Source organism: Parathalassolituus penaei (genome assembly GCF_026626885.1).
GTDB classification, from domain to species: Bacteria; Pseudomonadota; Gammaproteobacteria; order Pseudomonadales; family Oceanobacteraceae; genus Oceanobacter; species Oceanobacter penaei.
In genome coordinates, this window is record NZ_JAPNOA010000018.1 from 222380 (window position 1) to 237664 (window position 15285).

General features: G+C 55.4%; 19 protein-coding genes. 14 read left to right on the forward strand and 5 right to left on the reverse strand.

Features of this window, described 5'->3' with window-relative positions:
* Positions 1-55: 55 nt before the first annotated feature.
* The 9 genes from OUO13_RS05700 (at position 56) to OUO13_RS05740 (ending at position 7020) form a co-directional block, all read left to right on the forward strand.
* The gene (locus tag OUO13_RS05700; protein ID WP_283172887.1) at positions 56-415 is read left to right on the forward strand and encodes an ArsR/SmtB family transcription factor; all 360 of its coding nucleotides are present in this window, start codon (positions 56-58) and stop codon (positions 413-415) included.
* Positions 415-888, forward strand: coding sequence for an arsenate reductase ArsC (locus OUO13_RS05705; protein ID WP_283172888.1), 474 nt, complete (start codon positions 415-417; stop codon positions 886-888). The genes OUO13_RS05700 and OUO13_RS05705 overlap by 1 nt, the downstream gene beginning before the upstream one ends.
* The gene (gene arsB, locus OUO13_RS05710) at positions 888-1898 is read left to right on the forward strand and encodes an ACR3 family arsenite efflux transporter (RefSeq protein WP_283172889.1); all 1011 of its coding nucleotides are present in this window, start codon (positions 888-890) and stop codon (positions 1896-1898) included. Before OUO13_RS05705 ends, arsB begins: the two co-directional genes overlap by 1 nt.
* A gap of 10 nt (positions 1899-1908) precedes the next feature.
* On the forward strand, positions 1909-2643 hold the full coding sequence (gene arsH / locus OUO13_RS05715; RefSeq protein ID WP_283172890.1) for an arsenical resistance protein ArsH: 735 nt from the start codon (positions 1909-1911) through the stop codon (positions 2641-2643).
* 126 nt (positions 2644-2769) lie between these two features.
* The gene (locus tag OUO13_RS05720; protein ID WP_283172891.1) at positions 2770-3531 is read left to right on the forward strand and encodes a DUF599 domain-containing protein; all 762 of its coding nucleotides are present in this window, start codon (positions 2770-2772) and stop codon (positions 3529-3531) included.
* Between the two features lie 9 nt (positions 3532-3540).
* Positions 3541-4017 (forward strand): FKBP-type peptidyl-prolyl cis-trans isomerase, encoded by a 477-nt coding sequence (locus OUO13_RS05725; protein WP_283172892.1) that lies wholly within the window; start codon positions 3541-3543, stop codon positions 4015-4017.
* A gap of 177 nt (positions 4018-4194) precedes the next feature.
* Positions 4195-5235, forward strand: coding sequence for an NAD(P)H-dependent flavin oxidoreductase (locus tag OUO13_RS05730; RefSeq protein WP_283172893.1), 1041 nt, complete (start codon positions 4195-4197; stop codon positions 5233-5235).
* Positions 5236-5349: 114 nt separating this feature from the next.
* Positions 5350-6315: a hypothetical protein gene (locus OUO13_RS05735; protein WP_283172894.1), complete on the forward strand. Its 966-nt coding sequence runs from the start codon at positions 5350-5352 to the stop codon at positions 6313-6315.
* Positions 6316-6447: 132 nt separating this feature from the next.
* Positions 6448-7020 carry a hypothetical protein gene (locus tag OUO13_RS05740; RefSeq protein WP_283172895.1) on the forward strand — a complete coding sequence of 191 codons (573 nt, stop codon included), beginning with the start codon at positions 6448-6450 and terminating at the stop codon, positions 7018-7020.
* 74 nt (positions 7021-7094) lie between these two features.
* On the opposite strand, the gene OUO13_RS05745 is transcribed toward OUO13_RS05740, so the two are convergent.
* Positions 7095-8978: a GGDEF domain-containing protein gene (locus tag OUO13_RS05745; RefSeq protein ID WP_283172896.1), complete on the reverse strand. Its 1884-nt coding sequence runs from the start codon at positions 8976-8978 to the stop codon at positions 7095-7097.
* 277 nt (positions 8979-9255) lie between these two features.
* On the opposite strand from OUO13_RS05745, the gene OUO13_RS05750 reads away from it, so the two are divergent.
* From OUO13_RS05750 to OUO13_RS05760, 3 genes are all read left to right on the forward strand, one after another.
* Positions 9256-9597, forward strand: a complete 342-nt coding sequence (locus tag OUO13_RS05750; protein WP_283172897.1) for a DUF2185 domain-containing protein — start codon at positions 9256-9258, stop codon at positions 9595-9597.
* 226 nt (positions 9598-9823) lie between these two features.
* A complete protein-coding gene (locus OUO13_RS05755; RefSeq protein WP_283172898.1) occupies positions 9824-10201 on the forward strand; it encodes a hypothetical protein in 378 nt (125 codons plus the stop codon).
* A gap of 86 nt (positions 10202-10287) precedes the next feature.
* Positions 10288-10803: a YgjP-like metallopeptidase domain-containing protein gene (locus OUO13_RS05760; RefSeq protein ID WP_283172899.1), complete on the forward strand. Its 516-nt coding sequence runs from the start codon at positions 10288-10290 to the stop codon at positions 10801-10803.
* A 59-nt stretch (positions 10804-10862) separates the two neighbouring features.
* On the opposite strand, the gene OUO13_RS05765 is transcribed toward OUO13_RS05760, so the two are convergent.
* The gene (locus tag OUO13_RS05765) at positions 10863-11399 is read right to left on the reverse strand and encodes a methyltransferase family protein (protein WP_283172900.1); all 537 of its coding nucleotides are present in this window, start codon (positions 11397-11399) and stop codon (positions 10863-10865) included.
* On the reverse strand, positions 11396-11884 hold the full coding sequence (locus tag OUO13_RS05770; protein ID WP_283172901.1) for a hypothetical protein: 489 nt from the start codon (positions 11882-11884) through the stop codon (positions 11396-11398). Before OUO13_RS05770 ends, OUO13_RS05765 begins: the two co-directional genes overlap by 4 nt.
* 247 nt (positions 11885-12131) lie before the next feature.
* On the opposite strand from OUO13_RS05770, the gene OUO13_RS05775 reads away from it, so the two are divergent.
* The gene (locus OUO13_RS05775; protein WP_283172902.1) at positions 12132-12524 is read left to right on the forward strand and encodes a winged helix-turn-helix transcriptional regulator; all 393 of its coding nucleotides are present in this window, start codon (positions 12132-12134) and stop codon (positions 12522-12524) included.
* On the opposite strand, the gene OUO13_RS05780 is transcribed toward OUO13_RS05775, so the two are convergent.
* Positions 12513-12959, reverse strand: coding sequence for a YqaA family protein (locus OUO13_RS05780; RefSeq protein WP_283172903.1), 447 nt, complete (start codon positions 12957-12959; stop codon positions 12513-12515). The two genes, OUO13_RS05775 and OUO13_RS05780, sit on opposite strands and share 12 nt — an antisense overlap.
* A gap of 209 nt (positions 12960-13168) precedes the next feature.
* Complete coding sequence (locus OUO13_RS05785; protein WP_283172904.1) at positions 13169-13798, reverse strand: YbhB/YbcL family Raf kinase inhibitor-like protein; 630 nt, start codon at positions 13796-13798, stop codon at positions 13169-13171.
* A gap of 702 nt (positions 13799-14500) precedes the next feature.
* On the opposite strand from OUO13_RS05785, the gene OUO13_RS05790 reads away from it, so the two are divergent.
* On the forward strand, positions 14501-15139 hold the full coding sequence (locus tag OUO13_RS05790; RefSeq protein WP_283172905.1) for a hypothetical protein: 639 nt from the start codon (positions 14501-14503) through the stop codon (positions 15137-15139).
* Positions 15140-15285 lie beyond the last annotated feature (146 nt).

Here is a 15285-nt window from a genome sequence, read left to right on the forward strand (position 1 = left end):
TCTCAAGCTTTCTTTATTCGGTAATATCTGGAAAACCACATATGCGGATTTCCAGATGTCTTCCGAACCTGTTATTGACCCCGTCGAGCTGTTCCGGCTGCTCGGTGAACCGACCCGGCTGGCAGTGGTGATGCTGCTGACCCGCCATTCTGAACTGTGCGTGTGTGATTTGATGAGTGCGCTGGATGTACCGCAGTCGCGGATCTCGCGTCACCTCGGCATCTTGCGCGCCGGTGGTTTGCTGGCCGATGAACGTCGTGGCCAGTGGGTGTATTACCGGCTGGCAGTTGCCGCCGACAGCCCCGAGCACAGTTTGCTGCTGGGCATTGGCGAGCGTTACCAGAGCTTTGTACAGCCGTTTGCGAATCGGCTGACTGAATGTATTGAACCTGATTGTTGTGGAGGCCCAGCCTGATGTTGAAGTTGTTGTTTGTCTGTACCCATAACCGTTGTCGCAGCATCACCGCTGAAGCGGTCGCCCGCCATGCCGGTGCTGGTGTGCTGGATGTGCGCAGTGCTGGTAGCCAGCCTGCTGGTGTGGTGTATCCGGGAACGCTGGTGGCGCTGCAACGCCATGGTATGAGCACCGATAACCTGATCAGCCAGTCCTGGGATGAGTTCGAAGAATTTGCGCCGGATTTTGTGATCACCGTGTGTGACAGCGCTGCCGCCGAAAGCTGCCCTGTATGGATGGGCGCTGGCAGCAAGGTGCACTGGGGGCTGGCCGATCCATCCAAACTGCCTGCGGGCGCAGAGCAGGATGCCGCTTTTGATCGTCTGATCGGCATTCTGGAAAACCGTATCCAGCGCCTGTGTGACGGTTTGCCTGCCTGTGTGGATCAGGCGGCTCGCAAGTCCCTGTTGCAATCCTTGGTGGAGCCAGCCTGATGGGTATTTTTGAGCGTTTTCTGACCCTGTGGGTGGGTGCCGGTATCGTTGCCGGTGTGGCTCTGGGGTTACTGTTTCCGGGTCTGTTTGCGGCGCTGGCCGGGTTTGAAGTGGCGCATGTGAATCTGGTGGTGGCCGTACTGATCTGGCTGATGATCTATCCGATGATGATCCAGATCGAGTTCTCGGCCATACGCGATGTGGGCCGCAAACCGCGCGGTCTGATGCTGACGTTGGTGATCAACTGGCTGATCAAGCCATTCAGCATGGCGCTGCTGGGCTGGCTGTTTTTCCGCGTACTGTTTGCCGATCTGGTTGACCCGCAAACCGCTGGAGAATACATCGCCGGTATGATCCTGCTGGGTGTGGCGCCTTGTACGGCGATGGTGTTTGTCTGGAGCCAGCTGACCAAAGGTGATCCTAACTACACCTTGGTACAGGTGTCGGTGAACGACCTGATTATGGTGGTGGCATTTGCACCGCTGACCGCACTGTTGCTGGGTGTATCCGACGTTGAAGTGCCGTGGGGCACTCTGCTGCTGTCGGTGGTGTTGTACGTGGTGCTGCCATTAATCGCCGGTTATCTGACCCGCAAACAGCTGAGCCGTAAGGGCCCGCAGGCGGTTACTGAACTGGTGAGCACGCTCAAGCCCTGGTCGATTGGTGGTCTGATCTTGACCGTGGTGATCCTGTTTGCGCTGCAAGCCAACGCCATTGTTGAGCGTCCGTTCGATATCCTGCTGATTGCGATTCCGTTGATTCTGCAAACCTACGGCATTTTTGCTCTGGGTTACTGGGCGGCCCGCAAGATGAAACTGGAACACAACATTGCCGCACCGGCCTGCATGATTGGCACCAGTAACTTTTTTGAGCTGGCGGTCGCGGTGGCGATTTCCCTGTTTGGCCTGCATTCCGGTGCTGCGCTGGCGACGGTGGTGGGTGTGCTGGTGGAAGTTCCGGTGATGCTGACTCTGGTGGCGTTCGCCAACCGTACCCGTCACTGGTTCTGAGGAGTTGTCTGTGAATCCTGCTGATCTGGTCAATACTTCTGACTTGCCAAACATCGATTCTGAACTGTTTCAGGTGCCGTCGGTAGAGGCCTTGTTTGCCACCGCCGCCAGCACACACAAGCCGCGCATCCTGATTCTGTACGGATCGTTGCGCAGTCGTTCGTTCAGCCGTCTGTTGAGCGAAGAAGCCGCGCGCCTGTTGCAGGCCATGGGGGCGGAAACCCGCACCTTTAATCCGTCGGGATTACCTTTGCCAGACGACAGCGAAGCCGATCACCCCAAAGTCGTCGAGCTGCGTGAGCTGGTGAACTGGTGTGAAGGTATGGTCTGGTGCTCGCCTGAGCGTCACGGAGCCATGACGGCGGTGATGAAAGCCCAGATCGACTGGATTCCGCTGTCGAGTGGAGCCATTCGCCCGACTCAGGGCAAAACCCTGGCGGTGATGCAGGTCTGTGGTGGTTCGCAGTCGTTTAACGTAGTGAACCAGTTGCGGGTATTGGGACGCTGGATGCGGATGCTGACCATCCCCAACCAGTCGTCGGTGCCAAAAGCCTGGCTGGAGTTCGACGACAACGATCGTATGAAGGCGTCCAGTTATTACGATCGGGTGGTGGATGTAATGGAAGAACTCATGCAGTTCACTTACCTCGTGCGCGATCGACAGGATGTGCTGATGAACCGTTATTCCGAGCGCAAGGAAAGTGCCGAGCAACTCAGCCAGCGGGTCGCTCAGCGTAATCTGTAAGAGCCAATACTGATCCAGCCCGTGCAAACCCCGGTCGTCAGGCCGGGGTTACTGGTCTGACTGGCGCCCAGCCAGTAAACTGCTGATTGCAGAAATGACCACCCTCATTGGAAAACTGTTCCATTTATGAACACACCCCTGGATTTGAACGACATCATCGGTTGGCACAACTGGGCCGGGCTTGGCTGGTTTATGCTGTGCTGGATCAGTTACAGCAAGTTCGCCAAATACATGGCCAAACGCACCGCCTCCTTGTCATCGGTAATGCACGTACACCGTATCAACTGGATGCGCCGTATGCTCAACCGCGAAGTACGGGTAGGGGATGCCGCACTGCTGGCCAACGTTGAACGTAACGCCAACTTTTTTGCCTCGTCCTGTGTACTGGTGCTGGCGGGTTTGCTGACCGCGATTACCGCCGCCCAGGAGATTCAGGACATGGTGTCGCGGGTGTCGTTTGCCACTCCCGACACGCTGGTGGCCACCGAGTTAAAAGTCGCGGTGATGATCTGCGTGTTTATCTACGCGTTTTTTATGTTCACCTGGTCCATGCGCCAGTTCGGATTTGCTGCTGTGCTGATGGGCGCTGCACCGTTCCCGAATGACAACTCGGTGACCGCCGCTGAACGTCGCAGCTTTGCGATTTTTGGTGCCAAGGTGATTGATGAAGCCAGCCACAGTTACAACTACGGTTTACGCTCCTTCTATTTCTCGTTGGCCCTGTTGTTCTGGTTTGTGAACGTTTGGGTATTCATGATTGCCGCCGCCGTGGTGGTTGGCATTCTGTATGAACGCGAATTCCTGTCGTCATCGCTGAAGTCGCTGAAAAAGGTCGAAAACGTTGGCGACAAACTCAGCAAGAACGACATCGAACTGTCCCATTATTAAGGAACCCTCATGCTCGATATCATCCTGATTATTGTGGTCGCCGGCCTGCTGGGCTGGGCCATGCGCCGTGCCGGTGTTGGCAGCAAAGGCGCGGAAGAAAACCGCAGTGCGGGTAATCTGTTTCTGGAACAGAACAAGACCGAAGCAGGCGTAGAGTGCAGCAGCAGTGGCCTGCAGTGGAAAGTTCTGCAGCCGGGCACTGGTACCCGTCATCCGACCGCCAAAAGCAAGGTCCGTGTGCATTACCACGGTACCCTCACTAACGGCAAAGTGTTCGACAGCTCGGTTGAACGTAACGATCCGATCAGCTTCCGCCTGAATCAGGTGATTCCGGGTTGGACCGAAGGGGTTCAGCTGATGGTCGAAGGCGAAAAGCGTCGCCTGTTTATTGCCCCGGATCTCGGTTACGGCAACCACCGTGCCGGTGATATTCCACCGGGCTCGGTGCTGATCTTTGATGTCGAACTGCTCGCCATCGAAGACTGATTCCGCTTGAATAACACAGGCCGCTGTAAATCAGCGGCCTTTGTTTTTGTGCTACTCATGCCAATCTTGTTGCGTTTTATATGGAACAGTTGGTTCACGTTTTTGCCCATCACCCTGTGGTAGCCTCGCAGTCCTGTCGCATCACCCGCTATCGTTTGCTGATCAGGGACTCACACCATGACCTTACAGAATCTGCTGGGAATTGAACTGCCGATTATTCAGGCGCCGATGGCCGGGGCACAGGGCAGTGCCATGGCCATTGCGGTGTCCAACGCCGGAGGGCTAGGGTCCTTGCCCTGTGCCATGCTGACGCCAGATGCCTTGCGCACCGAATTGCTGGCTATCAAGGCCGCAACCCGTAAACCCTGGAACGTAAATTTTTTCTGCCATACACCACCCGAGCTGAACCTCCAGCGTGAGAAAGCCTGGCGTATGGCCTTGTTGCCCTATTTCCGTGAGTTCGGGGTCGATCCCAACAAGATTCCGGTAGGTGCTGGACGTGCGCCGTTTACCGAAGAACTGGCCGATATTCTTGAGGAATTTCATCCGCCGGTGGTGAGTTTCCATTTTGGTTTGCCGGAATCCCGCTTGTTGCGGCGGGTGAAATCGTGGGGGACGGTGATCCTGTCGTCGGCGACCACGGTTGAAGAAGCGCTCTGGTTGCAAGAGGCCGGTGTGGATGCGGTGATTGCCCAGGGCGTGGAAGCCGGTGGTCATCGCGGTATGTTTCTGACCGATGACCTGCTGACCCAGACTGGCACTCTGGCCTTGTTGTCACAGATTCGCCAGCGCGTGACGATTCCGGTAATTGCCGCCGGTGGTATTGCCCATGCTGGAAGTGTGCAGGCGGTGTTGGCCGCCGGTGCGGTGGCCGCCCAGATTGGCACAGCCTATCTGTTATGTCCGGAAGCCTCGATTACCGATTTGCACCGTCAGGCGTTACAAAGCGATGCTGCGCGTATCACCGCCCTCACCAATCTGTACAGCGGCCGTCCGGCACGGGGAATTGTGAATCGTCTGATGCGCGAGCTGGGGCCAATCAGCACCAAGGCACCGGAGTTTCCGCTGGCAACCGCCGCGATTGCACCACTGCGGGCGGCGGCAGAAGCCAAAGGTATCCATGATTTTTCACCCCTGTGGTCCGGACAGGACAGTACGGGCTGCAAGGCCATTCCGGCAGCGCTGTTGACCCGTGAATTGGCTGGCCTGACAAGGTGACAAACATGGCCACTTGTTGGCTTGCCTTATGACTGTTAGGGTCTTTACTGTTGGTGGATCAGCGGGTGCTGATCCTTGTATTCAGAGTTATGGTGGGATCGAAAGGAGTCGAGTATGAAATACCGGTCTTGTGCCATTCTGGCGGCAGTGGTTCTGAGCCAGTTGCTGACGGCCTGTGATGAATCCAACGCGGAGGCCGATGCTCCTGCTGCCAGTGCGACCTCCACCAGTGCGGCCTCTACCAGTGCGACTGGGGAAGCGCTTGTCAGCACCAGCAAACCGCTGGCGCAGCAGATCGAATCCTTGCCGAACACCGCCCCGGTTGCCGGGCAGTGTGCCGGGTGGCAACGGGATCTGGCCACTGGCTCGCATCAATACGAAGTTGAAGCCTGCCTGCGTCAGAAAGCACTGAATGATCGTGCGGCAGCCGTGGCTGATGCCATGCAGATGAGCAACTGGATTATCCGTAACAGCCATACGTCTGATCTCAAGGATGTGCTGGTCGCACTGATCAAATATCCCGCTGAGGGCAGCCTCGAAAAACACCTGCGTGATCTGTCGTTGTTGCCGAATGCTCCTGACGAAGAAGACGTCAGTACCAGCATTACCGCTGCTGAATATCTGATGGAGATGGGCAATGTCTACTGGTTTGATACCGAAACCGGCTCCTTTCCGAACCAACACGATTATCTGCTGACCGAAATTGCTGCACTCAGTGATTTGCCTGCGCTGCGGTTTACCGAAATTCCTCCCGCCGAAGGCCAGGATGATCAGCCGTATCGTTTACAGGCCGTATGGGAAGACAAGTCGTGGCAGCGCGATGCCGAAAATCTCGGCGACTGGTACGACGTTGAAACCGTGTTGTCATTGTTGAACCAGATTGCCCTTGATCTGGACGCCAGTAGCCGGTTCGTTTATCTGCCAACGGGCGATCAGACCGCTGCGGTATGGGTGGTCGATCAGGAAAAACTGGCGCAGTTGCTCACCGAAGGTCTGCTCACCGACAGTGGTGCCATGCGCTCCACGCTGGCGGGCAAGAATTTCGAGCAAGCCTTTCGCGAAGCGGCGACCGCTGAATAATCAATACGTCAGCGCGCAGAGTGCTCGCCGCGTCGTTCTGACGTAAAGTGCACGCTGTTTGGCCAACGTCCGAGGCGCTTTCATGAATGACAGCGCTTGAGGCGTGGCGAGTATTGAAGAATGGAGCGAATCGTGAAGTTTCTGAAAGCAATGGTTCTGATGTGTGTGGTGGCCGTTCTGGGCGGTTGCCAGACGGCCCCCGGCAATCCTGATGGCGGCAAGCCGAACGCCCCGAGCGGGATGTCATGGTACAAGGCCAATAATGGTGTTGGTGAATTCCTGCGCCCGAACGGCTGGTACATCAAGGAGCAGTCGCAGAACTTCACCAACTCGCTGTATATCTCGAAAGAAAACATTGAGACCAACGGCCGTTTCCTGACCGGCCTCACCGTAAACCGTTATGGCGACTGGGAAGTGTCGCGCAAACAGAAACCCTCGGAATCAGCCAAGGAAATGGCGGGCAAGTTTGCTTCGACCGGCAACGTGTTGTTAAACCGGGTAATGGCCGGTGACGGTTATGTGATGTACGCCGTACGGGTGGCCTCGGACAATAATGGCGTTAAAACCACCGCCCATTATCTGGTGGCTGGTATGGACCAGCAGGACGTCCTGTACATGATGGTGGCCGAAGCTCCAACCGCTGAGTGGGATGCCAACGTCAAATTCCTCGGCCCTATGATGGATGTTTTTTACCCGCAACTGTGATGTGTCGCTCGGCAATCAACGGCGCTTGGCAATCAACGGCGCTCAGCCACGTCTGATGCCAATAACGGCCCTGTTCAGCCGTAACACACGCGGTTGCGACCGTTGTGTTTGGCATCGTACAGGGCCTTGTCGACTGACTTCAGCAGCTCGTCGGCACCACTGTCGGGACGACAGGTAAACACGCCAATACTCTGGGTTACATGCAGGATTTTGTCTTCGTAACGACAGCCTCGTTTCTCGATGTTCTGGCGCAGGGTTTCGGCCAGCTCATGGGCATCGGCATTGGCAATGCCCGGAATCAGCGCCACAAACTCCTCACCGCCATAACGGGCGATAATCTGGGCATGGTTTCTCAGGGTTTCCTGCCATTCTGCGGCTACCATCATCAGGCAGGCATCGCCCGCGCTGTGACCGTGCTCGTCGTTCAGGAGTTTGAAGTGATCAATGTCACCCATAAACACCGTCAGCGGCCAGCCGTTCTGGCGGGCGGCGTTTAGCGCCAGCGACAGGGTTTCATCGAGGTGACGGCGATTGGCCAACCCGGTCAGGCTGTCGACCTTGCTGCGGGTATCGAGGGCAATATTGAGGGTTTCGAGCTGCGCCAGTGCCAGGCGTAATTCGCGGGTACGGCGTTCAACCTGATCTTCCAGATGGTTTTTGGCTTCGCGTTCCACCTTGAAGGCCAGCTCGCGGGCTTCGGCGGCTTCCTGCAGATATTGCACGGCCAGATTCTGGGCCTGTTCTTTCTGGCTGCGTTCGCGGTTGATGCGTTCGGCCTGCGCAAACGAAAACAGTACTGTTTCCAGTGCAATTCCAACGTTCTGGAGCGCAAAGTGCCAGGTCTGAATCTGGTACACGCCAATCAATCCGAGAATGGCCACCATGCTGGAAATGTTAAACAGCATCCAGCCTGCGGCCAGAAATAATCCCGACGGGTTACCACGCCGCCAGGCCGCAATCCCCAACGTGACCAGCAATGGGATGGTGAATAACGCCAGGATATCCCACCCCCGAATACTGACTTCCGGATGCGGCCCGAGCTGCAGAATGGCCAGTATTAAGAAGCACCAGACCAACATTCTGGTGATCTCAGACCACTTATTGTGCCAGCTACCCACCTGCAGAATCTGGCGGAAAAACTGGACTGTCAGCGCCAGCGAGAAACAGGCAACAAAACCGATCAGATGACCTTTGGCCCAGATGGCTTCACCCCATAACAACGCTCGCCCAACGCCATTAATGGTCATCGCGTAGCCAATGGTGCTGGCAACGTAGGCCGAGTACCAGAAATACACACCATCACGCAGCAGTGTGCCTAGCACAATGTTGTACAGCATCATCACCACCAGAATGCCGATATAGGCACCGGTCAGGGCCAGCTGATAACTGTTGTGATTCATGTAATCGGCAGGAGTGCGCACCGACATGGGAATGGCGACCTTGCCCTCGGTGGTCAGGCGCATATACAGCTCCAGCTGCTGATCCCCAGGACGGGCCAGTTCAAACACAGATGACAGGGTCGGGCCGGTGACGTCGGTACTGATAACAGGCAAGGGCTCACACTGGTTACCCTGGCAGCGATACAGCTCCATCCGGGTGTAGAAGGGCCAGTTAAACGCCAGCCAGCGGGGTTCGGTCAGTACCGAATCCCAATCGATGGCCAGATAAAACCACAAGGGTTTACCGTATTCATTCTGGATGGCAGCAGCCTGGGTAATCGGCAACCAGCCGCTGGCATCCGGAGTCGATTCCAGATGTTGATGGCGTACCTGGCTGATATCGAGTTCAGCCGCGTTAACCGTCAGTACCTGCTGGATACTGATCTGGTCGTTATGGGTGGTGGACTGCAGCGCATAGGGCCGGGTTGCAAAAACAGCAGGCAAGTCGGCCGACGCCGGGGTTGTCCCCAGTGTCAGGAAAATTGCCAGCACGAACCCGATGCTAGTCAGCCAGCGCATGTCGCCAACGGTTGTGGGTAGAACCAATTAATGTCCTTACCTTTTATTGTACCTGCTTGAAGCGTAGCCGCTCTGCTACATCCTCGCTTGGTTATGCTTAACCCGCCAGAACGGATTGGCGGGCATCCGGCAACTGGCACATATTGATGAACGATTGTTAAAACCCACAAGTGGTTGCTGGTGGGCCCAATATCGATACTGGCGGCAGACGTATCGGCCTTGTGATGGCAAGATGCAGCCAGTGTTTAATCCGTCAATAAACGAGTGAGGCGCCCGTATGGCATCTGCAAACAAATCTTTCCGTCTGGCCAGTGAAGACATGCAGCCGTTGGCAACCGGCCACGGTTCCTGTTTCGCTACCGACATGATTACCGTAGATGGCCTGCCGGTGCGGTTTATGTTTCGTGAGGAGCCGGATAACGAATCCGACAGCGGCTGGCGTTTTATGTCTGGCTACGAGTCTGAGGACTATATGGATCAGCCCGACAACATGGCGATTTACGATGTGAACACCATCGCCAACTACGACCCGACCATTGTGCCGATGCTGGCGGCTCCGGTGGGGTCTGCTTTCGAAAAACCGGATGTGGATGGGCCGTTCATCGAGCTGGCCGAGTAATCGTTACCGCCATGCGGGCGGTATCTGTCGCCCGCACTTCATGCTTTTCTGTTGGTTTGCAGGTCTTTTGGTCGTTCGGATTGTTCTACCTGTCTGGTCAGTCAGGTTACCTGTAACAGCTGACTGAAATTTGCCCTAACGGGTGTCTGGCAAATCGGGCAGTCCGCTGTGTATCATGCGCGCCTTTTCATTCCGATCACCATTGTGTGAAGGCAAGTGAGTAACGGTGCGAACGTTTAACTGGGTTACCGGCTGGCTGGGTACAGGCCCCAAAGCACCGCCGGTTCTGGACGACATCATTCTGACCGAGCGGGTATGGGACCCCGAGCTGGAAATGGATCTTCTGCCGGTACTGGACGATGTGATTCTGATGGAGCTGGTGCCTGATCATGCTGATATTCCGACGGTAGCGGCGGCTGTGCCTGAAGCACCGGAAACGCCGTTAGCTCCAGAAGAGCCGGTAACAGCGGAAAATCTGGAACTGCTGGAAATCGTGCCGGTATCCGAACTCACCAACGAACAGTTTTACGCCAGTGGCCTGTTTCAGGCCGACAACCATCGTCAACCCGACTGGCCACCGTTTGCGGCGGAAGACTTCGACTGAACCCGATTTGGCCCCACCGCGATGATCAGCGACAATAGTCACCGTTGATGATCGAACCGAAGAAACAAGCGAGTGATGTGGGTGATATGAGTCAGTCCAGAACGGTGAACTACCTGAGTGGCTACAGTGCACAGGTCCAGCAGCAGGTGCAGTCGTTGCTGGACGACAACAAGACCGGGCCATGGTTACTGAAAAAATACCCGTCGGTACACGAACTGGGTTCCGAAAAAGCCCTGTACGAGTACGCCCAGGACATCAAGAACGATTTTATGCGCAGCTCACCGCCGATCAGCAAGGTGATCTACGACGACAAGATCCACGTCATCAATAACGCGCTTGGCCTGCACACCTACGTTTCGCGGGTGCAGGGCAACAAGTTAAAAGCCAAAAACGAAGTCCGCATTTCATCCCTGTTTCGCAAGGTTCCGGAACCCATGTTACGCATGATTCTGGTTCACGAGCTGGCGCACCTGCGCGAAAAAGAACACGACAAGGCGTTTTACAAACTCTGTTGTTATATGGAGCCGGACTATCACCAGCTGGAGTTCGACCTGCGCCTGTACCTTTGTCATCGTGATCGTTACGGTGATCTCTGGCGCTGAATTCCGGCCCTTCTGATGTCTAAAAACCCGCATATCCAACGGATTTGCGGGTTTTTTCGTTAAAGCCAGCGCCGTGTGTTCTGGCACCAGTGCTGCCATTCTGCGGCGAAACGACTCGCCAGATAACGCTCCTCGCGTTGGATGATCCAGCGGTCGGTGAACCACACCAGCAACGGCAGCAGCCACAGTGGCCCGGTCAGGCCGGTCAACAGGGTTGCACCCGTATAAATCACCAGCATGGCGATATACACCGGATTCCGTGACCACTGATACGGCCCGCTGGTCACCAGTGCCTGGGTTGGCAATTGCGGATTACCGCTGGTGTGGTGAGCCTTCAGGGTCGTGAATGACCAACCTGCCAGCGTGAATCCCGCCGTTATCAGCATCAGCCCGGCGGCTATTGGTGTGTAGCCGGGCCACTGGAATGTCGCCATTCCCGTCAGCAGCATCTCAAGAAGTAGGCTACTGGCAAACGTCAGCACAAACAGCCGCGGCGGACGTATTGGCAGCTTGACGTGATCCGACGGCAGTTCCCTGTTTTCAACCGTCAGTGGCACCTGTGCCGGAGACGTTGTCAGCCGCTGGAGCGAGTTCATACCGAAGCTCCTTGCGCCGGGTGATTGCGGCCGCTCGGGACATGCGCCGGGCGCGCCAGCCAACAAAACAGGCTGATCCAGACCGCGTTGAACATAGCCACGCCCACTTGTGACAACTGCAAGGTGCCCGTCAGCAGCAACATGAGTTCAACACCCAGATCAATCAGCTGGATCATACCCATCAGCTGAATCCACAAACGGTGTGGTGCTGGCTGGTTACTGATGATCCAGAAACCGACCCCGTAGGCCAGAAAACGCGCGGCCAGCATTCCCAATGGCCATTGCATATCCGCGGGTGGCAGGTTCTGTTGCATGGCCGCCAGCAGTTGCATCGGGAACAACAAATACCCTATCCCCAATGTGCACTGGATAACGGCAATCAGGCGCAGGCCGGTTTTGTACCAGGTTAACGACATATCAGACTCCCTGAAAATCAGGCCCGGAGCCATGTCCGGGCGAATACTCACCGTTGAAGATCGGCGCATTGATGATCCGGCAACCGGAGCATTTTGATGGCAGCGCCGCTGTGCGACTGGTGATTCGATCGCGACGGGAGTACTGTGCGTCCATTACTTCACTTTATGAAGTAGTTACCAAAAGTGAAGTTTGGGTTTTCTGAAAATATTGTTACCGGGCTGTTGTAGTGCCCCTGGCAGCAGGCAGGACGAAGCAAGAGCAAGCCAGTGCAAGCAAGAGAAAGCAAACGGAAACAATAGAAAGCAGGAGAGTGGAATGACGGATACTCGCGATGAATCAACCCCCGGATTGGCCGAGCTTGCCAACCAGCCCTGTGAGCCCGCGTGCCCGATTCAACGTGCGGCGGCGTTGCTGGAAGGCAAATGGACCACACTGATTGTGCGAGATCTGTTGGGAGGCAAACGGCGCTTTTCGGAGTTACAACGAGGGCTGGCGGGTATCAGCCCACGGCTGCTGACGGCGCGTTTGCGGCTGCTGGAAGAGCAGGGGCTGGTACAGCGTTATCAGTATCCAACCATCCCGCCGACCACCGAATACGAACTGACTGCCTTCGGGTTTGAACTGCTGCCCGTTCTGGAAGCCATGGCGGTCTTTGGTGCCCGGCTGGCCGAGCAGCAGATCCGGATGGGTGATATATCAGTTGATTAGCGGCTGGGCGGCTACGGCGACCAGCCAGTAACGCAAGCCCTTGCCGGTGGTAACCAGCAGCAAAAACCAGTGCCACGGCACCCGCACAATGCCCGCCACCAAGGTTAACGGATCACCGATTACCGGCAGCCAGGCCAGCAGCAACGACCATTTGCCATAACGTTGCAGGCGTTCACGCGCGTTGGCCAGCTCCTGTTCGCTCATACGGCTGATAGCGCGCAAACGCTCCACCGGCAGCCAGATACCCAACAGGTAATTGGTGCAGGAACCGAGCACATTGCCAACCGTGGCGATCAGCACCATACCCAGCAGCGGTTCTCCACTGACAACCAGAGCCGCCAGCAACAGCTCAGAGCCCATCGGCAGCAGCGTCGCTGCCACAAATGCCGCAATAAACAGACCTGCAGGCCCAAGCGTGGCCAGCCATTCCATCATGGTAACGATTCCAGAAGCCGCAAAAGGCAGTGTAAGGGCCGGTGTGAGCGCTAATGTGAGGGTGATTTGAGTGTTGGCGTTGATATGAGGACTGAAGGCCGGGAGCAACTAATGGTTTTGGCGCGAACAGAACCGACGCACCCATAACCGGAAATCCACCATTACCCGTTGGCAACAACGGATAATGGCGAAGCGTCAAAGCCGAAATATCAGAGCGCAACCGCCGGATTCAGGCTGTATTTGACGGTAATACTGGCCTTGTCGAGCACATGGCCATCCAGAGCAGCCAGCACCGCAGCGCCATTGCTGCGAGCAGGCAGATCCAGGCTTTCAACATCCAGCGCGTAAACCGTGAACACATAATGGTGCACACGTTCATCGTTCCATGGCGGGCAAGGGCCATCAAAGCCGTAATAATCACCGCCCATATCAGCATCACCGGCAAACCAACCCGTGTAATCGTTGATACCGTGGCTCAGGCCATTACCAGCCTGCGGGCCTGCCTTGCCACGAGCCGTCACACCATTACTGTGCGCGCCTTCCGCCAGCTCAGTGGTGGTTGCCGGAATGTTCCACAGCAGCCAGTGATAAAAATCCACACGCGGCAGATCCACCGCCACGGTTTTGCCTTCCTGGTTAACGTTATCACCCACCGACGGCACATCCGGATCGTGCACCACCACCGCAAACGAACGGGTCGCCGCCGGAGCATCACTCCAGCTCAGCTGCGGGTTCAGGTTGGATGAGAGGGTAACGTGGGTTTGCGGATCGATAACACAAAACGCATAACGGCCATCAATGACGGCGCCATCGGTCAGACTGGTACTTGCAAGCTTCATACGGGATGGGCTCCTGATCAGTGTTCGCATCGCAGCTTAACGGGTTTGGGCCCGGCTGCAAGGGGGCGTAAAGGAGACAGTGTTGTCCCTGTACCCCAGGATTGGCCTGATTACACTGGGCGTCGGGCGTCGGGCGTCGGGTGTCGGGTGTCGGGTGAAAAGTGGTTTGCATCGTAGGCTGGTGCACAGCGAAGCGTGCCCAGCACCGTTGGCTACCAATGGCCTATTGAGCGAATCGGGATGAACACCAACGCCAGGCTAGAGAAATGACATGGCCCATCACACTCGGCGTTACTAAAGGCGAATATCGGCCTTGATTCAGCAGAGGTAAGTTTTTCCGGTTCGAAGGCGATATCCGTTCAGCCGCATGAAGCGAGAGGCGCGTTCAAAAGCGGACTTTTACTCCTGGTTCTGTGCATCTCAAGATAACTGTATGGATAAACAGTAAAATCAGGCTGAAGAAAAAAACATGCCCGTATTTCCAGAGCGGTTGCGCGTTTTTCCGGATGCTGTTAGCGTAATCCCATGAAGTTCAAAGGTTTTTCGCTTTTGGCGCAGAATTAATGCGCACGTTAAAGCAGAAAAACGCGCATGCTCGTTTTTCCAGGAAGGATGGCTTTATGAAAATGGAAATTATCAATAAATTCAAATGCCTGGCATCCTTCCGCAACAAATCACGCCACCAGAAAAACGCGCATGCGTATGAATAAACTGTTATGCGATAAGGTAGCCATGGAAGAACTTCTTGCAGAACTAAATAGTGAATTCGACGATGCCGAAGGCTGGATACGAATCGTTGATGCTGATTGGTTTGCCGATGATCTGAAAATAAAACTCTCAGTTTTGATTAATGATGAATCTGAGCCTGATTTGTGGCAGTTAACTTGTTCGGGTGTGGTGGAAGAGTCCATATGTTCCGAGTCTTTCGATTCAATATATGTTTTAGGCGAATCAGCATTGCTAAAGCCATATTCTGAAGAGCATGCTGACCTGATGTTCGCTGACAACTCATGTGATCCGGCTCAGTTACTCGGTATAATTTGCAGTTGCTGCGTTGAGGTCTTTGGTCGGCTCGAATATGTTCACCGTTTCCTAAACCAGCGTGCGACCTTAGAAGGTATCGTAAGCTCAAAATATGGCCTATTAGGTCGCTTCCCTTTGTCGCTTGCAAAGCGAATTGAAGAATCTTTTGAAAGGCTACCTATACGAGTCAATGTTCTAGATCCAAGGATGCCAAGGTGTTGGACCGGCACTGAATTTGTTCCTTATCCTAAACTAATGGTTCTAGAGCTCGGTAATAGTTTTGTGATTGGTGAGGGTTTCAATGCTGTGCGCGCATAACAATCACAAGCAAGGGACCAATGATCTTGCCCCGTTTTAACGGACATCTTTTGACGTTACAGAAGGTGCCCAATGCCAGCCTACAAGAACCAGAAAAAGACAAAGCAGTACTCACTGGAATTCAAGCGATCAGCCGTTGAGATGAG